22 protein-coding genes are annotated in these 21,075 nt (G+C 39.2%); 7 read left to right on the forward strand and 15 right to left on the reverse strand.

Translation table 11 applies throughout. From position 1 onward, the window contains the following. The first annotated feature begins 49 nt into the window (after nt 1-49). Nucleotides 50-226: an anti-repressor SinI family protein gene (locus tag A4245_RS19645; protein WP_084268712.1), complete on the forward strand. Its 177-nt coding sequence runs from the start codon at nt 50-52 to the stop codon at nt 224-226. Nucleotides 227-577: 351 nt separating this feature from the next. Here A4245_RS19645 and A4245_RS06850 read toward each other — a convergent pair whose 3' ends face one another. Then, on the reverse strand, nt 578-2,701 hold the full coding sequence (locus A4245_RS06850; protein WP_067726971.1) for a peptidoglycan D,D-transpeptidase FtsI family protein: 2,124 nt from the start codon (nt 2,699-2,701) through the stop codon (nt 578-580). Nucleotides 2,702-3,308: 607 nt separating this feature from the next. Here A4245_RS06850 and A4245_RS06855 point away from each other — a divergent pair. Both A4245_RS06855 and A4245_RS06860 read left to right on the forward strand, forming a co-directional pair. Next, the gene (locus tag A4245_RS06855; RefSeq protein WP_157087674.1) at nt 3,309-4,400 is read left to right on the forward strand and encodes a YibE/F family protein; all 1,092 of its coding nucleotides are present in this window, start codon (nt 3,309-3,311) and stop codon (nt 4,398-4,400) included. Further along, on the forward strand, nt 4,397-5,161 hold the full coding sequence (locus tag A4245_RS06860; protein ID WP_067726973.1) for a YibE/F family protein: 765 nt from the start codon (nt 4,397-4,399) through the stop codon (nt 5,159-5,161). Before A4245_RS06855 ends, A4245_RS06860 begins: the two co-directional genes overlap by 4 nt. Before the next feature lie 195 nt (nt 5,162-5,356). Here the strand turns inward: A4245_RS06860 and A4245_RS06865 are convergent, their stop codons facing one another. Continuing rightward, nucleotides 5,357-5,647, reverse strand: a complete 291-nt coding sequence (locus A4245_RS06865) for a hypothetical protein (protein ID WP_067726974.1) — start codon at nt 5,645-5,647, stop codon at nt 5,357-5,359. 98 nt (nt 5,648-5,745) lie between these two features. Between A4245_RS06865 and A4245_RS06870 the strand changes: the two genes are divergently transcribed. After that, the gene (locus tag A4245_RS06870) at nt 5,746-6,228 is read left to right on the forward strand and encodes a hypothetical protein (RefSeq protein ID WP_067726975.1); all 483 of its coding nucleotides are present in this window, start codon (nt 5,746-5,748) and stop codon (nt 6,226-6,228) included. A gap of 280 nt (nt 6,229-6,508) precedes the next feature. Here the strand turns inward: A4245_RS06870 and A4245_RS06875 are convergent, their stop codons facing one another. Then, nucleotides 6,509-6,928 (reverse strand): DinB family protein, encoded by a 420-nt coding sequence (locus A4245_RS06875; protein WP_234402373.1) that lies wholly within the window; start codon nt 6,926-6,928, stop codon nt 6,509-6,511. A gap of 315 nt (nt 6,929-7,243) precedes the next feature. On the opposite strand from A4245_RS06875, the gene A4245_RS06880 reads away from it, so the two are divergent. Further along, nucleotides 7,244-8,008, forward strand: a complete 765-nt coding sequence (locus tag A4245_RS06880) for an SDR family NAD(P)-dependent oxidoreductase (RefSeq protein ID WP_067726976.1) — start codon at nt 7,244-7,246, stop codon at nt 8,006-8,008. A gap of 64 nt (nt 8,009-8,072) precedes the next feature. On the opposite strand, the gene A4245_RS06885 is transcribed toward A4245_RS06880, so the two are convergent. The 3 genes from A4245_RS06885 to A4245_RS06895 all read right to left on the reverse strand — a co-directional run bounded on the left by A4245_RS06885 (nt 8,073) and on the right by A4245_RS06895 (nt 10,601). Beyond that, on the reverse strand, nt 8,073-8,735 hold the full coding sequence (locus tag A4245_RS06885; RefSeq protein ID WP_067726977.1) for a GntR family transcriptional regulator: 663 nt from the start codon (nt 8,733-8,735) through the stop codon (nt 8,073-8,075). Nucleotides 8,736-8,857: 122 nt separating this feature from the next. Beyond that, nucleotides 8,858-9,637 carry a Cof-type HAD-IIB family hydrolase gene (locus tag A4245_RS06890; RefSeq protein ID WP_067726978.1) on the reverse strand — a complete coding sequence of 260 codons (780 nt, stop codon included), beginning with the start codon at nt 9,635-9,637 and terminating at the stop codon, nt 8,858-8,860. Nucleotides 9,638-9,836: 199 nt separating this feature from the next. Next, on the reverse strand, nt 9,837-10,601 hold the full coding sequence (locus A4245_RS06895) for a DUF2935 domain-containing protein (protein ID WP_067726979.1): 765 nt from the start codon (nt 10,599-10,601) through the stop codon (nt 9,837-9,839). Nucleotides 10,602-10,922: 321 nt separating this feature from the next. Here A4245_RS06895 and A4245_RS06900 point away from each other — a divergent pair, with 321 nt between their 5' ends. Beyond that, nucleotides 10,923-11,189: a DUF1292 domain-containing protein gene (locus tag A4245_RS06900; protein ID WP_067726980.1), complete on the forward strand. Its 267-nt coding sequence runs from the start codon at nt 10,923-10,925 to the stop codon at nt 11,187-11,189. Between the two features lie 225 nt (nt 11,190-11,414). Here the strand turns inward: A4245_RS06900 and A4245_RS06905 are convergent, their stop codons facing one another. The 6 genes from A4245_RS06905 to A4245_RS20045 all read right to left on the reverse strand — a co-directional run bounded on the left by A4245_RS06905 (nt 11,415) and on the right by A4245_RS20045 (nt 17,296). Further along, on the reverse strand, nt 11,415-14,459 hold the full coding sequence (locus tag A4245_RS06905; RefSeq protein WP_234402369.1) for an efflux RND transporter permease subunit: 3,045 nt from the start codon (nt 14,457-14,459) through the stop codon (nt 11,415-11,417). Between the two features lie 384 nt (nt 14,460-14,843). After that, nucleotides 14,844-15,434, reverse strand: a complete 591-nt coding sequence (locus tag A4245_RS06910; protein ID WP_067726982.1) for a DUF6438 domain-containing protein — start codon at nt 15,432-15,434, stop codon at nt 14,844-14,846. 24 nt (nt 15,435-15,458) lie between these two features. Then, nucleotides 15,459-15,905, reverse strand: a complete 447-nt coding sequence (locus A4245_RS06915) for a hypothetical protein (RefSeq protein ID WP_067726983.1) — start codon at nt 15,903-15,905, stop codon at nt 15,459-15,461. A gap of 334 nt (nt 15,906-16,239) precedes the next feature. Further along, the gene (locus tag A4245_RS06920; protein WP_067726984.1) at nt 16,240-16,788 is read right to left on the reverse strand and encodes a GNAT family N-acetyltransferase; all 549 of its coding nucleotides are present in this window, start codon (nt 16,786-16,788) and stop codon (nt 16,240-16,242) included. A 21-nt stretch (nt 16,789-16,809) separates the two neighbouring features. Beyond that, a complete protein-coding gene (locus tag A4245_RS06925; protein WP_067726985.1) occupies nt 16,810-17,049 on the reverse strand; it encodes a hypothetical protein in 240 nt (79 codons plus the stop codon). A 94-nt stretch (nt 17,050-17,143) separates the two neighbouring features. Then, nucleotides 17,144-17,296, reverse strand: a complete 153-nt coding sequence (locus tag A4245_RS20045) for a hypothetical protein (RefSeq protein ID WP_157087673.1) — start codon at nt 17,294-17,296, stop codon at nt 17,144-17,146. A 413-nt stretch (nt 17,297-17,709) separates the two neighbouring features. Between A4245_RS20045 and A4245_RS06930 the strand changes: the two genes are divergently transcribed. Next, complete coding sequence (locus A4245_RS06930) at nt 17,710-18,645, forward strand: glycine betaine ABC transporter substrate-binding protein (protein ID WP_067726986.1); 936 nt, start codon at nt 17,710-17,712, stop codon at nt 18,643-18,645. Nucleotides 18,646-18,743: 98 nt separating this feature from the next. On the opposite strand, the gene A4245_RS06935 is transcribed toward A4245_RS06930, so the two are convergent. From A4245_RS06935 to trpB, 3 genes are all read right to left on the reverse strand, one after another. Continuing rightward, nucleotides 18,744-18,977, reverse strand: coding sequence for a hypothetical protein (locus A4245_RS06935; RefSeq protein ID WP_324609843.1), 234 nt, complete (start codon nt 18,975-18,977; stop codon nt 18,744-18,746). Continuing rightward, complete coding sequence (locus A4245_RS06940) at nt 18,974-19,459, reverse strand: GNAT family N-acetyltransferase (protein ID WP_067726987.1); 486 nt, start codon at nt 19,457-19,459, stop codon at nt 18,974-18,976. The genes A4245_RS06935 and A4245_RS06940 overlap by 4 nt, the downstream gene beginning before the upstream one ends. A 447-nt stretch (nt 19,460-19,906) precedes the next feature. Next, nucleotides 19,907-21,070, reverse strand: coding sequence for a tryptophan synthase subunit beta (gene trpB, locus A4245_RS06945; protein WP_067726988.1), 1,164 nt, complete (start codon nt 21,068-21,070; stop codon nt 19,907-19,909). Nucleotides 21,071-21,075: the final 5 nt, after the last annotated feature.

Raw genomic sequence — 21,075 nt, forward strand, 5'->3', positions numbered from 1 at the left:
ACAGAAGTTAAGGTGAATTTTTTCGGGGGAAGGGTGAACGGAAATAGAGATGCATTCACAACGATCGTTTGACATATCAGAGTTGGACCAGGAATGGCTGCAATTAATACGGGAAGCTAGAAATATCGGTCTGTCCATTGAGGAAGTAAGTAATTTCCTGCAACAGAAAAGCAACTCAAAATTTATTTTACATAGGAATCCAGAAGTGAAACATTCCGGTTCCTAAACACAACGGGTGCCAACACGACGGGTGCCCACGACGGGTGCCTGTCACTCCCCGAATTTTGTCGAAAAAAGTTTATAAGGTACCGTAATTTGTTTCACACAAGAGGACCTCTATTAAGAGATCTTGGTCTATTTTCATGTTAAGATTGAAGCACCCCTTTAGTTCAATATTGATCTTCACTTATTTCTCACTCTTTTTCAAAGACCACAATTTAACAAGGGTGTCCTAGCGTATGTTAGTAATACTTATAAAACTTAGTGATATCCTTGGCTTATTAATAAAAGGCGTCTGCCCCCCACTACATTAAAAGCGGTGCGGGACAGGCATCTTGACATTCCATTGATTATATATTTATTCTTCATCTCCTGACCTATCTTCGTTCTCCCCTTCTCCATCCTCACTCTCCTCATCCCTTTCTTCTTTCAAGCCAAAATACGTATCAAGAATTCTTCTCCCGATATTATGGTGGGTTGGATGATCATTATTTAAGCCAGTATATGGGACAACAATCGCAAAGGCGATTTCCGGATCATTGTCAGGAGCATACCCAATGAGGTTATGATTCACGGTTTCTGCCTTTTTCTCACTATCTTCAAAATAATCAATTTCTGCTGTTCCCGTTTTTCCAGCAGGATCATAGTTTACATCATTAAAATATTTATATGCGGTACCACCAGATTCCTGGTAAACTTGACGAAATCCCTCCTGGACGCGATCGATATGGTCCTCACTCATTACGATTTTATTAAGAACTTCTGTATTTATTGATTTGTATACAGGACCAAGTTGATTTTGGGATGCAATTGGCTCATGGATCTGCTTTACAAAGTGTGGACGCACACGGTAGCCGCCATTGCCAATGGTTGAAGCATATTGTGCCAACTGCAACGTCGTATACTGATCAAACTGACCAATACCATGATTCATCATATCACCGGCTTTGTTGCCATCTCCTTGATAACCGGTTGATTCACTAGGAAAATCAATTCCAGTAGAAACTCCTAAGCCAAACTGGTTGAAATAATTTCGTAAATCTTGGAAAGCATTGGGGTTATCTCTTTGGACAGATTCACCATCTGGAAATGGATAGCGGTATTCTCCCATTAATCTTAAGGAAATATAGTACATATACACATTAGATGATCTTTTTAGTGCCGCAATATCGTCTACTGCTCCGATATTATTTGAATAAGACCGCATGATCGGTGTTGAAGCAATGTTGATTGGTCGGTCATAAATTACCTCCCGAGGCGATATTACACCCGAATCCAGCCCCGCAAGCACCGTTGCACCCTTTACGACAGAACCAGGTGTATGCGCATTTGACAGTGCTTTGAAGCCTGCATCCTCATATTCTTGTTTATCTTTGTTATAATGGCTTGCCGATACAGCGAGCAGTTCGCCAGTTTTCGGATCCATGACAACTGCAAGTGCATCGGTCAAATATTGATTATCATACGGATACTGACTTTTGGCTGCCTGCAGTTCCTCCAGGACAATTTTGTCAACTTCCTGCTGAAACTCCATATCAATCGTCAGGACAAGATCTTTTCCACGCTTTCCTTCAACTACCGTTTCAAAATCAATGACTGTCCCATCTTTTTTGGTTGTGTACTGGATTTGTTCCTTTCTTCCGCGAAGCAGATCTTCATATTGCGTCTCCAGACCACTTTTTCCAACTCGGTCATTTAAGCTGTATCCTTTACTTACAAACGTCTCTTTTGCTTCGGCAGGAATCCCTTCTTCTTGAGAAGTAATCGTACCGAGCATGCTGGATAGTGTAGAATCATATGGATACTCCCTATTCCAGTCTGTCGTTGCATTGATGCCTGATAGTTCATTAAGATTTTCTGCTATTCCCGCGTACTCTTCCATACTGACATTCTCGTTCTTTACGATTTGAGGGGTCAGCGAGTAGCCTTTATCCAGCTCTTTCTTTATCGCAATAACCTCCAGCTCTTGATTGCTGAAGCCGCTGATTTCCTGCTCTGTTATTTTATCCAGTGTTGCATTATAGATTTCGGCATTGCTCAATCCTTCCTTTTCCCTGGAAGTAAGTCGCTTATCTGCTTTCTCTCTATTCTTCAGATACCAGTATTCTTTTTTATTCCTTTCGGTGATACCCTCAAGAATTTCTTTATCATCCATAGAAATATAGACAGCTAGATTCTCTGCAGTTTCAAGTTTGTCATCTGCCTGGACTCCTTTTGGCGGTGTGTATGTGATTGAATACACCGGCCTATTAACTACAATTGGATTTCCATTCACATCGTAGATTTCTCCCCTCGGTACAGCAATCTTTGTTGTATCGAGGTTTGTCCGTTCAATCTCCTCTTGGAAGTCTTCCCCTTTAAGTATCTGAACAATGCCTAGTTGAAGAATCAGCATGGAAAACAATAAAAACACAATAAAAAATAATAGATTAACTCGAAAAGGAAGCTTTGCTCTCTTTTTTTTCTCTTTTTCTCTTTTCATTATTGCTTCTCCCCCTAATCTTCGCTCTACTAAAACACATAATAAGTGCCTATTATTACCTTTCGACAAAATTCATTAAAAACCCTTCAATTTTTTCCAGATATTCTCAATAAAAATGAACAGATCTACCAACTTCAAACAAACCATCTTTTATTTACAATAGATTCTCCCTATTACACGTGCTATACTAATTATTTGATATGAATTCTTATATGAAATGGATTAAGTTGAGGCCCTGGAACTAAAAGAACTGCTTTCTTATCCGCCTAAAAACAGCTGGGGCAATCATCCCCCCAAGGAAGTTTATCGAATTTCTTCTTTTGTTACCCTTCTAGTCAAGTAATGTTTCAGCAATTGAAAATGACTACTGATAAGTAATTACATTTTGGACCAAGATAGGCATAAGATTTAATGAAGAGTCTTTGCAGCTTTTCATAAAATTTCTGAATGAGCTGAGAGTTCATCCCAGATTTTCTTGCCGATAATTCTTTTTTTGAGTCCAAGCGTTCCCAAAGCGAGTGGATTGCGTGGAATGTGCAAAGGATAGTGGAGGTTTGCCTTGGAAACGATCGTAAACAAAATTAAAAAAATCACCTATAAACAATATATGTTATACAGCATATTAGCACTCTGTTGTGCTGTCTCTGTGTTCTTTGTTTATCACAATTATTCATTTTATGAACGTACTATAGCCAAAGTTACAGAATCGAACCTTGAACATTCAGAGGAAATCCTGGGTAGGAATAATAATCAAGATTATCTGTTTATCCAGCAGATTGTAGCAGAAATAAAAAATGGGAATGAAAAAGGACAAAATATCCATCTAACGAATGAATATTCTGCATCTGGAGCCTATGATCAAGAATACCATGCCGGAGATGAAATTTTTGTTTCAATAGATGAGAACACAGCTGGAAATACGGAATTGACTGGAGCTATTCTTGATGTAAAACGGGATAAATACATTGTAATAGTTGCATGGATTTTTATCTTTACTTTATTAATTGTCGGAAAGAAGCAAGGTCTGTATTCGATCATAAGTTTGGCAGTTAATATCGCTTTAATTTCCTATGCACTAGATGTCTATATTCATACCTCCAACATAAGCCTGTTATGGATATGCGGTATCAGCGCAATTTTATTTACGGGTATTACCTTATTGCTCGTAAATGGTGTTAACGAGAAAACCTATGCAGCCATAGTGGCGACTTTGCTAGGAACCTTTCTTTCCCTGTTCATAACCTACCTTGTTATTATGTTAACATCCGCAAACGGCCTGCGTTTTGAGGGAATGGGATTTCTCACTCGCCCCCCTTATGTCGTGTTTATAGCAGGTTTATTCATCGGATCTTTAGGGGCAGTAATGGATGTCGCCGTAACGATGTCTTCTTCCCTATTTAGCTTATATGAAAAAAATAACACTATATCTGTACAGGCTCTAAAAACTTCAGGTATAGAAATTGGGAAGGATATTATGGGAACTATGACGAATATTTTGTTTTTTGCCTATATCAGCGGCTCCATTCCGACGCTTATTTTGTATTTAAAGAATGGTTCACTGCTGACGTATACTTTTTCTATTAACCTTTCATTGGAATTGACCCGAGCACTGGCAGGTGGGATTGGTATTGTAATCACCATTCCAATAGGTTTATATACGGCTTTATTTTTCGTTAACCGAAAGAGGAAGAGATTATGAATACATTAGTTTTGCTTACGGGAATTCTATTTATATTAATGGTTCTTATTGGCGGCAGAAAAGGGATTAGGTCGTTTATCGCTTTATTCCTGAACTTCGTTGTTCTCCTTTTCACGATATTTATTATGTTAGATCCAACTGCTGATCCGATTATCTTAACTATTATTGCAAGTACTGCAATTAGCTTTATTACACTCTTTTATATTAGTGAAGTGAACAGCACGACAAAAACGGCATTCATTTCTACGGTCATAACCATTGTTATTTTAATCTTTTTTATTATGTACGTAACAGAAAAAGCGATGATTCAAGGGTTTGGTGAAGAAGAAATTGGAGAACTTTATATATTTGATTTATATATTGGGGTAGACTTTGTAAAAATTGGCACCGCAATGATTATTATGAGTGCAATAGGAGCTATAACGGATATCACCATCTCCATTGCATCTCCTATGCGTGAAATATTTCATCATCACCCGTCAATGAGCAGAAGAGATTTATTCCAATCAGGACTGAGTATCGGCAGAGATATCTTAGGTACCAATTCAAACACGCTATTTTTCGCCTTTTTCGGTGGCTATCTAGCATTGTTGATCTGGTTTAAAGATTTATCCTATTCACTTGGAGAGATTGTAAATTCAAAAGTATTTACCGCTGAAATACTGACCATACTGTGCGCCGGAATCGGTATAGCTTTGGCTATTCCGATCACTTCCTGGATTACTTCCTATTTTTTAGTAAAGAGGAGAGAAAAGAACTAGGAATGAACCCAGCAGAATTGGGTTCATACCATTTTGTTCATGATCATAACAGAGTGTATTTAGTGAGCTAGGATACAGGGGAGATGAATCCACACATTAACCCAAGTCTATTCAAATAAAAAACATCAGGTTCCCATTGCATTGCATGATGTTCCATGCAATGAGGGACTGATACGCTAAACCAGTGCGTGCATATCATTTATTTATTGTTCTTCTCTCTGTTATTTCCTCATTAACCATGCTATACAATTTTTCCACACCCTCCTCGGATGCCTCAAATTCATAGGCACTTTCCTCACTAATTCCGATACGATCCGCTTCCTTGACTGCATCGATGTTTGCTCCTAAAAATATAAACTCCCAATGATAGGTTTCCTGCTGCTGCTTGATCATTGAATTAAATCCACCTATTGTGTCCTTTTCCAGTCCAGCCATCGACCCACTGCGGTCCAGTAAAAATATAATTTCTGTCAGTTCTCTATTCATTCGAATCATCCTTTCAGATTAGTTACTATGCTATAATCATATTGGATGATTTCCATTAATTGGTCGCCCACAAAGCGACATTTCGGGGAGGCAGTGTCATGCTAAATCAAGAATTCTTACTGGATTTGGAGGCATTTTTACAAGAGCATTTGGATGATTATCCAATCCTTTACAATGAAAGTAGCATGCATCAATTTGATCTCAAAGAGATGGAACTGGATGTTTACATCGAAAATAACCGTCAGCCGACCTTTCAGCAGGTCTTATTTGACTATATTAATCAATCAGGGCTCACTGACCCGCAAGTCTATAAAAAGGCAGGTATGGATCGCAGACATTTTTCAAAGATTCGCAGCAATACCGACTACCTTCCGAAGAAAAACAGCCTGATTGCCCTTGCTTTTGCGCTTGAGCTGACACTAGAAGAAACCGATTCTCTCCTTCAATCTGCCGGCTACTCCCTGTCCAGAAGTGATAAGAAAGATTTGATGGTGGAGTTCTTTCTGAAAAAGAAGCAATATAATTTATTTGATTTGAACGAAACACTGGACCTTTACGGATTGGAGCCATTACTGAAATAGAGAATTATTTAGAAGGGATGCAAGCCCCAAACTGCTTTAGATAAAGAGTTAGGGGCATCTGGAATGATTGGGTAAACAATTGAGATACATTAAAAAACCTGTACCCAGCATTTCCACGAACCTACTGTCTAATGCTATTGATCCGAACAAACGACAAACCGGCCCATCCTTTATGAGCCGGTTGCGATTTTCATATACAAGAATGTCCAATTCGGTATTCGCTCTATGTCCGATTTTCCTTTTCTATGTCTTATGTTTCGGTTGCGGTGTACCCAGTAGATCAGTAACCGCCCTGTTCTTTCGTTGGTCCCATTACCCCTGGAACATGCAAGCCTGCCTGGCGCAATAAAACCGTCATCTGTCCGCGGTGATGTGTTTGATGGTGGATTACATCTCTTAGAACTGCGCCCCGGGGGGTTTGTCTGCCGAATTGATCTACTTCCTCCATCATTTTTTCGTCCGAAAGCTTCTGCTTTATCTCTTGAATGAGTTTTTCTGAAACCTCTTTATAGGTTTGAGCAATGACCGCTGCTTCCTTTGGTACAGAATCTTGTGTAGGGACGGTTACATCCAGTCCGACCAATTCAGCAAAAAAAGCCGTGCTTGTCGTAATATGCCAGCCTAGCCAACCCAATGTACTATGCCCCTCAACAATAGCCTGGTCCAGCTTATCGTCTGTCAATGATTCCAAAACCTGGATGGTGCCATTTGCAGAATGTGTCCAATCCCCTAGAAAGTCTTATACTGTACGATACATTCTTATCACTCCCAGTTATTGTTTTCTAATTATAGACTACCCGTTTTGCTGGATTTCTACAATTGGAAAGGCTAAAAAACTGTCAAGTTTATCTATTTTTATAGTTTTTTTCTTACTTATATTTGGACGAATTTTGTATTCAATAGTACAAGCAATTTAATAGACTAAATATTATATATTATATATAATATATTTATACAAAATAATATAATAATTTTATTTTGTTTACGACATTATATTGATCAAGGGGGATTTAGAATGAGTAGATTGACAGGGAAAGTAGCTATTATCACGGGTGCAGGTAGTGGTATGGGTGCAGAACAAGCTCGTTTATTTGGAAGAGAAGGGGCAAAAGTGGTTGGAGCCGACATGAACGTAGAAGCCCTTCAAAAAGTAGTTGATGAAATTAAAGCGGATGGCGGAGATGCGATTGCAATTAAACTAAATATTTCCTCTCCGGAAGAATGGGAAAATGCTATTAATACTGCTGTAGAAACGTATGGTAAAGTTAATGTTTTAGTAAACACTGCAGGAGTCGCTGGTCCATTTGTAGCAAAAGCGCATGAACACGATCCAGACGAATGGGATAAACTTCTGGCAATTAACTTAAAAGGTGCCTTCCTCGGAAGCAAATATGCTATTCCTGAAATGATTAAAGATGGAGGAGGTTCCATTGTAACCATTTCTTCTATCGCTGCTACACTTGGTGGACAAGGTGGTACTGGGTACGGGGCTGCTAAGGCAGGTTTAATCGGTTTAACTAAAAATATAGCTGTGGATTATGGGAAAGAAAATGTCAGAGCGAACGTTATTTTACCAGGTCAAATCAGCACACCGATGTCTGCAGCACTTGAAACAGAAGAAGCAAAGGAAGTAAAACAATACTACTTAAATAAAACTCCATTAGGTCAATTTGGAGATCCTAGTGATATTGCTAATGCTGCATTATTCCTTGCATCGGAAGAATCTAAATTCATTACTGGCATAGAACTTTACGTTGATGGCGGCGTAATGGCCAACTAATAAGATGAGAGACAGATTCAATAACGCTGTCTCTCTTTCTTAACCAACCAAATTCAGTTTTTGTTTATAACATTTCAAAACTTAAGGATTGTCTCGTCAATATTTCAAACGCTTCTTTTGCCTGCTCGAAATTGGAATGGACAAGGGAATCTACCAATGCTTCTAAATGCATATAACGTTCTTTTGTTTTTTCAACATCGCCCCACATCATTTGGGAATATGCATTTGTAATAAATGTTATGTTAGAATAAAATTTGATAAATGCCCTATTTTCTGCAACGTCAAATATATAGCCGCATAATCGATGTACCTTTACCACATATTGCAGTATATTATTTTCCAGTAGCATTTCGTTTGCTTCTTTTAAATACTGTTTCAAATGATTACGTTTTTCATCATCCCACTTAGAGGCCGAATAATCGACTCCTAGCCGAAACAATTCAATTAATGCATCCGTATAGTCCCTCATTTCTTGTTGCGTTATCGCTTTTACCCGTACACCTTTTCTTGGTAACCTTTCGATAATGCCAGTATTTTGTAAAATATAGAACGCTTCCCGGACAGGAATATTACTAACATTTAGTTCTTTAGCAATTTCAGATTCAATCAGTCGTCTACCTTGTGAGAGTTCACCTATAAATATCTTTGTTAATATATAATTTGCAACCTGTTCAGGTAACGAGTAGTTTTTACCTTCCATTAACGAAGAGAAATTAAAACTTTCCATTATTTACCCCTTCTATATATAATATACAGTTAATATTATACTAATAATCGGCAAAATTGAAGCTTTTTTAGCAACCGATTGAAGGGTTTTACCGGACTTCTCGTCTCGCTGCCCCTTAGTCGCTACAGTAAACCAACCATTTTAAGCCCATGATATATACCATCTTCATCTACCGATTTGGTTACATATCTGGCGACTGATTTGATTTCGTCTCTTGCATTTCCCATCGCTACACTATGATGGATGTTCGTAAGCATTTCCCGGTCATTGAGGCCATCTCCGAAAGCATATTGTCTTTCCTTAGGAAAACCTAGCTTTTGGACAATTTTTCCGATTCCTTCAGCTTTCGATCCCCCGGCAGGCAGAACATCAACAGCAACCGGATGCCATCTGACAATGTCAAAGTCTTTATATTTTTGTTCATATTGCTTTTCTTCCCCTTCCGCACAGAAAAGGAGTGTCTGATAGATGGGGCGATCTTTATAATAATTGGGATCATGTGTCGGAAAACGGCCAATTTTTAACGTGCTGATACTTTCCGTTATATAGTCATGATCCGGGACATTCGTTGTCATGTCTTCGTGATCCATAAAGACAACTGGATGATCATTTCCGAGCGCCTCTTCGGTTAATTGTCCAAGGGAGGCAAGATCTAATGCATTTGTATGGATAACCTCGCCATTCAGTACAACATACTGTCCGTTATAGCTGACATATGTATGAATATCCAGCTCTTTCCGCAAATCCTCAAACATAAATGGGGCACGTCCAGTTGCAATTGCCACTTCATGTCCAGCTTCCTTTAAAGTTAAAATAGCCTTTTTAGTCAAGACAGGCAATTTTTTATCATGATTCAATAATGTACCGTCTATATCAAAAAAAATAATACTTTTCTCTGTCATGCTAACGCCAACTTTCCTTGTAATTAATATTTTACCTCCATTCTAGCGCAAAATGAGACAGATGGACAGGAAAGCTGTCATTTATGGGACGTGGGGATATGGGACGTGGGGACAGGAAAGGTGGTCCATTTTTCAAATATTCGGAAATCAGTTCAAAGAATGTCTCTCCGGGCCACATGTCCCACCTTTGTCTTACTCTTTACGATGCACGCGATGCTTCTGCAAGCTTAGTCAAGTAATATTGTTCTTCCCTTGCCATATGATCTGCCATTGAGGCCGTGAATGTCCCAAGCACTTCTGCACTTAATTCCATTTCTTCCAGTTCATTTAGAAATGTTTTGAACAATTCCATTTCAATTTCCACATTGTCATTAAACCGGTTTAAAGCAGGGAATTTTGCAATGTTCGCCCTCAAGTAACCAGTCAGCTCCACCGCTTTCAAATAAAATTGTTCAAAGTGCTTTGTAAACATTTCGCTTTTTTCCTTGAGCCTTTTTTCCACAGCATCCATCCGATCATTGATCGCGCCCGCGTGACCGGAGGCATCCAGCAGCCAAACCAAGTGATGGTGCAATTCATGGAATACTGGAGGTACTTCCCCTTTTTCCAGATAGCTCAGCACCAATTGATACTCTTCCAATTCATTGACCATATGGTTAACAAAGGTTGGTGACAGGTGAATGTCGATTTCATTCACTAAATTCCGTCTGATGATTGATAGTTTAAAATCCTTCAATTGCTCGGTAACTTGCTGGACGGCCTCAGCGAAAGCAATTGCATTTGTTTCGTTGAGAGAACGAACCTGAGACAAAAGCCGATCGTATTGCTCAATAAAATAAGCAGCCCTTGCAATATCTTCCTTTTCAGAGGGATAAAGTGAATCATGGATAAAACGGGAATGATCTCCAAGTACCTGAAGCCAAAACTTGTGTTCAAAAGCAGCACTGTTTAAATAGTTTGCCACGCCGCATGCAACTCCTTTTTTATACTTCGTAGCAACTTATTCAACGATAGACCAGTTTATGTGCATTTTTTGGGTGGGTCAGGGGGACAGGAAAGGCGGTCCATTTTTATATTATTCAAAAATTGGACCGAGAAACCTGTCCCCGCGGACCACGTACCGCCTAGGCCGAGGATGGAGTTGGCCCCGCATACCGGGGAAAAGTACCATAGCTAATTGTTGCATTAAACGCTTAAATGAAGTAAAACTAAAGAAAAAGGATGTTGGAAACAGGGTGGGGTAATTCGAGAGAACTGTTCCAGCGTTCTGATGGAGGTTAATTGTATGGATAAAATTGAAGTTGGTGAAGTTTTTACGATTAGCGATGAACTGGATGAAGATCAGGAAGTTGAAGTGCTTGCAAAGGTTACATTGGAAGGCACAGATTATGTGGCTGTCAGCTTTTTAGAGGATGTACAGGCTGAAAGTGAAGAAGATATCGATGTATTTTTCCTTAAAATTGATGAAGATGGGGAACTCTCGGCGATTGAGACGGATGAGGAATTTGATAAGGTATCCGAAGCTTTTGATGAGATTTTCGAAGAGGAATAAACAACAAGGCGATGGTCTCCTGAACTAAAGGAGATCATCGCCTTGTTTGTATATCTTTCAACCTTAAAGTGCTGTTTTAAAAAAGTTTTAGAAAACTTGGAATGCGCCAAGCCTTTTCGGCGAATGCCTTAGTTACCCTTATGCAAGTAAGAAAGTTTATATTCCTTACTTGCCAAAAAAATGGTCCAACAAACCTGTCCCCGCGGTCCACCCGCGGGCCACGCGTCATCCTGCCAGTTCTTTTGCCTCATCCTGGGCTTTTCTTTTTTTCTTCTTAGATAACCTTCCAAATCCATTTCCAGCTGCATTGAACATTCGATAGACAGCAGGAATCAAGACTAATGTGATCATTGTTGCGAACAGAAGTCCGGAGATGATCACGGTTGCCATCGGTGCCTGATAATTGCCTGTTGTGCCTGATGCTAACGCAAGTGGGAGCATGCCGCCGATTGTCGTAAATGTCGTCATGAATATCGGCCGCAGACGATCCTTGCCAGCCCTGCTGATTGCTTCATTTGCAGTAGCTCCCCCTCTTCTTAACTGATTAGCACGGTCAATTAATAATATTACATTGTTTAACACAATACCAATGAGCATAATGATTCCCATTCCCGACATCACGCTAAGTTCCCGCTGCGTAATAAACAATCCAAGGATGACGCCAACAATTGTCATTGGGATTACGGACATAACAATTATCGGATGTGCCAAATGATTAAATTGCACGGACATCACCAAGTACACGAGGAAAATCGATATGACGAGAATCAGAACCATATCATATAGAAGCTCCTGCTGCGTTTCAAGATCGCCCCCAGCAGAAATCGTGTAGCCAGCTGGCGTTTCGAAATCATCGATCAGATTCTGTACTTCTCTGTTTACTGTCCCTAAATCGGTATTTTCAATATCCGCAGAAACTGTTATATAACGCTCTCCATCGATATGCGAAATTTCATTCGGCATATCGACACTACGTAATTGTACAAAATCGGATAGGCTCCTTTCCCCTTCAGGAGTTGGAACTTCCAGATCAAGCAGGCTTTCCTCATTTACTATTTCTTCATTCCACTTCGCTACTATAGGAACACTTTTTTCATCGATTGCTACTTCACCAATTGGCATATGGAGAAATGCTTCCTGTATGTATTGGCGAATCTGAATTTCCGATAAACCGGCATCTTCCAACGCTTCTTCGTCCACTTCCACGACCTTTTCAACGGAAGTGCGCTCAATCGAATTCGTGACCCCAGTAAGTCCCTCGATACCTTCCAGCTCTTGTGTAAAATCATTTACGAGCACTTGCAGTTCTTCATAATTTTCACCTTTCATCTGTATTTGAACCGGCTGTCCGGAACTTACAGACATTGCACTCTGAACACTTTTAATCGGGAAATCTTCCTCTAAGTCACGCAAGGAGCTTAATATCTCCTCATTGACTTCTTTCTGTTCTCTTGTAATTTCATTGCCTTTGGTCATATTAATCAGCATGTAGAACATGGATCCATCATCAATAATGTAACTTGTTTCCACATCATCAATTGACGCCAGTGTTTCATTCATTTTCTGCACGACTTCTTCCTGTTCTGCTGCAGAAACTCCTGTCTCAAGGTCAATCATTAACTCCGCATAGCGATTTAGCACATCCGGCATAATCGTCATTGGAATTTTAAATACGAGAAACATCGATCCTGCGAACATAAGGAAAAAGATAAAGATCATTGCTATGCTGTTGCGTTTTTTCTTTACGATCCAGGAAACGAATTCTCCATACCTTTTAACAATGCTTCCTTCTTTCCCCTTATTCTTGATGCGGATTTTAAGGAATTTCTCGGACAAGGATGGAATTAAAGTAAAGGATACAATAACCGAGCTGATTAGTGTAACGGCAACCACCGCAGACAGGATGACCATAAACTGTCCGACATCTCCGCCCATCAAGCCGATTGGCAAAAATACGACTATTGTGGTCAGCATCGAAGCGATCACTGCCGAAGCAACTTCTCTTGTTCCTTCCAGCACCGATTCCAATGGTTTTAATCCTTGTTCTTTTTTCTTGTAAATCGACTCTAAAATAACAATTGATGAATCTACCATCATTCCAATACCCAGACCAAGGGCAATAAGTGATAGCATATTGAAGCTGTAATCTAAAACCCACATTGTAATAAAGGTTAATAGAATCGAAGTTGGAATGGAGATCCCGATAATGACCGTTGCCCGAACATTGCGCAGGAACAACAGTAAGATGACAATTGCCAAAATCCCTCCAATAAGGATATTACTGGAGACCCCATCAATGGATTCTTTTACATAATCAGCTTGTGCAACGAGCTCATTTAACTCAAATCCCTTTACCAGTCCTTCATCTCTGATTTGTTGAACTTCTTCCCGGATTGCCTCGGCCATTTCGATTTGTGTCACATCGGACGTCCGGCCGATTTGAACAAATATAAAATCCTTCGTTCCATCTTTCCAGACATAGGAAGCATTCTCCATTGGCTGTATAGAAATATCAGCAATCTCATCCAATTCTATAAAACCTGCCTGTGTTGGAATTTTTATGTTTTCCACATCTTCCATCGAATTTAAATTGGTTTCCCAGCGAATAGATGGCTGTGCACCTTGCTCCTCGATTTCCCCTAATGTGGCTTCTGTATTCGTCTGCTGGATAGTGGAAATAACTTGTGAACTATCCAGTGCGTGTTCTGCCAGCTTATCCCGGTCGAATTCGATGCTCATTTCATTTTCCTGTATTCCCATAAGAGAAACATCTCTTACCTCGGAAAGCTCCTCCAAACGAGGTTCCAGAACATCCTCCGCAAAAGCTGTCAGTTCTTCCATTTCCCCATTTGAAACATCCATGTAAAATTCGTAGTTTGCACTTAAACTCATCTGTTCCGCGATTACTTCTGTAACACCTGCAACATTGGAGGTAACAGTACTTGCAGCAGTCTGGATATCTTTTGAAACTTCCTCACCGAGACCTTTCTCAATCATAATCTGTAAACTGCTTTGTCCGATTGTGCTCGTGGAATAGATCTCTTCTACACCATCAATTCCGAGAATACTCTGTTCGAGCTGTGTCGTAATTTTTCTTTCCACTTCAATAGCAGCCATGTCCCCTGCACTGACAGAAATATATGCTCCATCGAACTCTACAGGTGGAAATAGCTCTTCATCAAGATTTGTTAATGAATAACCCCCTAAAATAAGTACTAAAACTGTAGTCAACCCTACCAAAATTTTGCGATTAACAATAAATTTCAGCAATTCTTCCCCGTCCCTCGCTTTTATTTATAAACCCTAAACAGTATACTAAAAAAACAGTGCAATTTGTTATAGATCATTCATAATTTACAAAAATTTTAAGTATATAGACCCTGGTCCTTAAGCACCTTTTTTATTTCGGTTTTAAATGAAACATTCTATAATCACCTGCCATTTCTGATTCTAACTGCCTTTATATTAAACTGTTTTTATTTTTCAGACATTACCCCTCGGCCTGATTTCATCTAGAACTTTAGACTTAGACGGACATGGGGACGAGAAGATGCCAGATTTCAATATCGGTTGACGCAATACGGCCGTCTTGAAGAAAACCTTCAAGACGACCAGTATTTTCATCACAACTTTGACTAGTTTGTATTAACCCAACTAATCAAAGCTTTCATCGCTTTTCATCACAACATACGGAAATAGCGAGCCTGTTGTATCTTTCCCGATCTTGTTTACCTTACATTGCATTTCCGGTTCTGCCAGGTTTACTGCCTCTTCTTGATTAGGTGCAGAAACAACATAAGCAGAACCTTTTGCCCTTATATGATAAATGAATAGGTATTGTTCTACATAATGTTTTGTTCCGATTATTCGCTCCACCCGCTTTTCAAATTTTTCGAGACTCGTAAGTGAATGTTTGAGATGATTTTCCCTCTGATCGATATCTCCCAAATAGTGATCGACCTCTTTAACAAAACCATCTTCATATTCAACCCTTGTGATGCAATGTGGCATATCTGTAGCGAACAGGTCCCCCTCTTTATAAGTGAATACACGATAATCAAAGCTTTCCAGAAGTGACGCCAGCTGTTGTACTTTTTTTTCAGAAATCTGAAAGGTTGTCTGCCCCATAAAAGAAACATGACCTTCCCCGTTCCAGTAAACCATTCCATCAGGTGTGACCTCCACTTGATATATCGGACATGTTCCATAGCATTCAGTACGTTCCAGAGACAATTTTTTAAACATCGAATCATAACCTCCTGGAAAATTTTAATTTTTACGTTGCCGGAATTCCAAGACCTTTCCTTTTTTTTCATCAAAAATACCTTTTAGCCGTGCAATTACCCAGACTCCATCCGTACCAAGGATGCTCATCACATAGTCCATACCGGCAGGAGTGCCAAATATCAAGCGGTCCAGTTCCTTATCATCATATTTCGGATGGCTCAGCTGATAATAAATCCCGAGTCTTACCGTTTCACTTATAATGTTGTCTGACGCTGTGTCGTATAAGTACCAATCATCGAAATGAATATTCTTCACGACGCCAAGACCTAAAATATTTATTAGTGCGTAATCAATGCGAAGATTTCCCACCCCATACAGCCTTTCCACCGCTCCTTCTGTAAATGTCGTATCTGTAACCACTTCAAAATCCACTCCGTTAACCAGTTCCGTTGCATCGAGAAAGAACATTTCTTTTTGCTTCACGTTCACTTGAATCCCTCCTGAGAATAAATAGTTACGCTGCTACGCGATTTTTATTTCGGTTGTATACTCTTTTTCAGCGCTGCTGTTTGTCTTTACCCAAGTTTAACAGGGTGGTTATACAATTTAGCGCTCAGGACAGGTGTTTGGGTATTTGAAAGGGTGTTCCGGAAATATTTCCTAAATTTATCTGCTGAAAAGAAATAAGGCAGGAAATACAGCAATATATTTCTATTTTAACGGTATCACACTATTCTTGTGCCGTTTGACAACTCTTAAGTTATGAAGCTGTTTCTTTTAATGAAATAAAAAAAGCCGCCATATTGACAGCATAAATTCCCAATTACATCTCATTTTTTAAAATTCCATAATACACCAAGTCCTCATATCGATTTTCCTTCATGACATGTTCTCTTAAAACACCTTCCTTTCTCATGCCTATTTTGTGTAAAACTCTGCCAGAAGCCGGATTTGAGTTAAAGTGACGAGCATATACTTTATGCAATTGCTTTTCAATAAAGGCAAATTTGAGTATAGAATGGGACGCCTCGGTAGCATAACCGCTCCCCCAGAATTCCTCCCCAATCCAAAAGGCAATTTCACCATGATTAAATTTTTGATTGTTAGATAATGCTATTGCTCCATATAATTTACCTGTTATTTTATCTGTAACGGCAAATTCATAGGATCTGTTATCATTAAAGTTAGAAACATGATTTTCTATCCAGGATAGAGCATCCGTTATCACATATGGATATGGCAAATACAAAGTATTTTTATAAATATTATAATTGTTACAAAGCTTGGTAACCTCTGTCGCATCAGAGGTTTCAAACAGCCTTAACATTAATCTTTCAGCAGAAATGGTTTTATTTTGGCGATCGTAAATCAATTGGATTCCCCCAGTATATGCTTATTTCTTTACCTGTTGGAAACTTTCATCATAGACTCGTAATCCACCAGACATCCCAAAAGGAATTTCTCTATTTTTTTCTTTAACATAACCTTTTAGCTCAATACTTGGATTTTCAATATCAAGTAAATCTGTGCTGGTAAAAACCTCACTTATGGGGGCCGAGACAGTGAACTGCATTGTTTTATCTGCATTGAGGTTTGCTGGTCTCCCTATGTTATCTGGTATTCCTTCAATCACAAATGGATTGCTCTTAGTCCCATTTGGTGTTTTTATAGGGTAACTCAAATGAAACGTCAGATGGGTTAAGTCAAAACCAGATTCATTAGATATTTCAATTGTATATGTTAAACCCTTCCGTTGATTCAGTTTTGACTACATTAAAAATGATATTTTCATCACTAAATTGTTCCTGCTTTGCTGAACATCCAAATATTGCAGCAAGTAAAATAGGAAAACTGATTAAAATCAAATACTCTTTCTTCACTTTATCCCCACCAATCTGAAATACAATCCTACTATCACTTTCTCCCCTTTTATACTACCATAATATTCAAAAAATTCTTACTGAAGAAAAAGACAACCATTTTTGCTGATTTAAAATACTAAAATGCCTGATTTCTATCTTTATCCATTATCTCCAAGTATAATTTTTTATCCCTCGCCCAATCAACAAATTTTTCTTGTTCAAGACTGCACTAATACGGAGCAAAATGAAGGAAATTATCGGCTTCCCTACTAAAAGCGGGCATTTTCAGACTCTATGTTCTATATGCACAAAAATAACAGAATACACTGGTTGATTTATATAAAGAAAAAATATAAAATTTTAAGTTAGTTGTTGCTTAATTTACGTTATAGGAAAAGCAGCAAATAAGTAATAAAGGAGTTTTATACATCATGTTTAATTTCAGACTGAAGAGATTGGGAATCATTGCTGGTTTATCTTTATCACTTGCAGCTGCTGGTTGTGGCCAAGAAGATACAGATGATACCGCGAGTGCGAGCGATGGTGCAGATGAGGCTAGCACAAATGTTAGTGAAGAAATGGAATATACCATTACTGGTGTTGAACCTGGTGCAGGGCAAACGGAAACTACTGACAATGCTATAGCTGCGTATGAAAGTCTTGCTGGCTGGGAACAGGAATCAGCATCGACAGCTGCAATGTTAACTGAATTGGGTGAAGCCATCGAAAATGAAGAACCAATAATTGTCACAGGATGGTCACCTCACTATAAATTTGCCAAATATGATCTTAAGTACTTAGAAGATCCTAAAGGTATGTTTGGAGAAGAAGAACATATTACAACAATCGTACGAAAAGGCTTAAAAGATGATATGCCTAACGCCCATACGATTCTTGATAGAATCCATTTGGAACTATCCGCAATGGAATCAGCCATGCTTAAAGCTCAAGAAATGAATTTTGAATATGAAAAAGTAGCCCAGCAATGGGTGGATGATAATACCGAAACAGTTGCAGAATGGACAGAAGGTGTTGAGCCTGTAGACGGCACTTCTATAGAACTGGCGACAACTCAATGGGATGACGCACTTTTCACAGCTAATGTAGCTAAAATAGTATTAGAACAACAAGGGTTTAATGTTACGCTTACACCAGTTGACCCGGCTATTTTATTTGAAGCAATTGCAACAGGCGATGCGGATGCTTCTCTGTCTCCATGGATGCCTGCAACTCACGGTGCTTTCTATGCAAAGTATGAAGACGATTTTGAGGACTTAGGAGCAAACCTTGAAGGTGCCAAAATAGGAGTGGTCGTACCTTCTTATATGGACATCGACTCCATTGAAGATCTGGAACCAAAAGAGTAAGTACACTTAATTGAGAAAAACAAGGGTTATATAAATAGACACCCCATCAGGTATCCCGGATACTTTGATAGGGTGTCTTCATATGACTACAGGGAATATTAACGTAACTCTTCATACGCGAGAAGGAATTGCCGGTAACTTTCTTTTCCTAATGTCTTTGTATCATTTCTGAACAATCGTTGAAAAGTCACTTCCTTCGCTTGTTCAACAGGGCATTGCATTGTGTTCATGACTAATGTTAAATACGAAATAAAATATTCTTTCCTTAGAGCACCACCATGATTAATAACCACTTTATTACCTACCTTCTTTGTAAATGAAAAAGCTATCATAATTTTTTCTCGAGCAGTATAACATCTCTCCATACACCATCAAGTTGAGCAATCTTTTCCCTTCTGCCCACTTCACTGAATCCGAATTTCTTATGCATTGCCAAGCTCGCCCGATTTTCAGGAAAAATACTCGATTGAAGGGTCCACATTCGCTGTTCTTTGCCATAGTTAATGATGGATTTCATGAGAAGTGACCCAATTCCCTTATTTTTAAAGGTAGAATCAATATATATGCTAAGTTCAGCAACCCCACGATATACATACCTGGAAGAATAGGGAGACAAGGCAACCCACCCCACTATTTTTTCATCTATACAAGCCACGAATCGCCCATTATCCAGATGGTTCCTGTCCCAATTCTCCCAAGATGGAGCTTCCGTTTCAAAGGTCGCATTTCTTGTTTCCATCCCTTGTATATAAATATTTTTTACTGATTCCCAGTCTTCCTTCTTTATTGTTCGAAGTCCTATTATTTCCTGCATCTGATTCATCCTAACAAATGATTTGGAGAAAGGCATACATTTTCGCTTCTTCTGCTTGTATTATATTCCTAGCCTTCTGACTTTTTAATCATCACTTGTCGAATCAACATCACAACTGCTGCTAACAACAAAACTAATATCGGTCTTTCACTTCTTTCAGTAAAGAAATAAATAAATAGACTTCCTATACATACAAGAATCAAACAAAATATTGTTACTATTATTTTTGGACTTTTCACATCCATCCCCCGTTTTCAAATATAAGTTGTACTAATGTCTATTTTTACCTTTCTTGCACTTAAATACTGCCAGAAAGTTTAACAACACTTCTTACAATCTTCATATATTTTATCATAACTTTCTAATTATTCATCAGACTGATTGCAAAAAACAAACCATGCCAATGGGCTTAACCCATTGGCATGATTTTATTTTGCGGGATATTTTCTATTTCAACATATCATACACCTGGTTAACATCCTTATCTCCTCTACCGGAAAGATTAACGATAATCACATCATCTTCAGCTAGTTCTGTTGCCAGCTTCATGGCATGTGCGACGGCGTGAGAGCTTTCTAAAGCCGGTATGATTCCTTCTATTTTTGATAAGTCCTGAAATGCTTGCAGTGCTTCCTGGCCTGTTGCGGTTACATATTCCCCTCTGCCAGTCGAGTTCAAATAGCTGTGTTCCGGGCCAACTCCTTGATAATCAAGTCCTGCAGCGATGGAATTCGTCGGTTTGGGATCTCCATTTTCATCCAGCAAGGTCAATGATCGATATCCTTGGAAAACTGCTGGAATACCTTGTGAGATGGATGGTGCTTCTGCAGGCTCCACTCCGATTAATCGAACTTCTTTATCATCGATATAGTTGGCGAAAGCACCAATTGCATTACTTCCTCCACCCGCACAGGCAACTATGGCAGTCGGCAATTTCCCTTCTTTCTCAAGAATCTGCTTTTTCGATTCTTCACTGATAACCGATTGGAAATACTTTACCATCTCCGGATACGGATACGGCCCAACAGCAGAACCGATTAAGTAGAAGGTGTCTTCCTGATTTGCGACAAGGTCGGCAAACGCTTCATCGACAGCTTCCTTCAGTCTCCCGCGTCCTTTATTGACCGCAACCACTTCAGCACCGAGCAATTCCATCCGAAATACATTCAATGCTTGTCTTTCCGTATCCACTTTTCCCATGTAAATCGTACATGGCAGTCCTACCATCGCACTCGCTGTCGCTGTTGCAACACCATGCTGGCCTGCACCTGTTTCCGCAATGATCCGTTTCTTGCCCATTCGTTTTGCGAGAAGAATTTGTCCAAGCGCATTATTGATTTTATGTGCCCCTGTATGGTTCAGGTCCTCCCGTTTCAGATAAATTTTTGCTCCGCCAATTTTATCCGTAAGATTTTTTGCCAACGTCAGTGGATTTTCACGCCCCACATATTCTTTTAGATAATAGCGATACTCCTCCAGAAATTTTGGATCGTCTTTATATTTATGAAATTCACTTCCGATTTTATCCAATGGACGTTTCAGTTCATCCGGCACAAAACTGCCACCAAACTCACCAAAATACCCTTGCTCAACTACACTCTCTCTACTCATAATTA

The sequence above is a fragment of the Oceanobacillus damuensis genome, assembly GCF_001618145.1.
Taxonomy (GTDB): Bacteria; Bacillota; Bacilli; order Bacillales; family Amphibacillaceae; genus Oceanobacillus; species Oceanobacillus damuensis.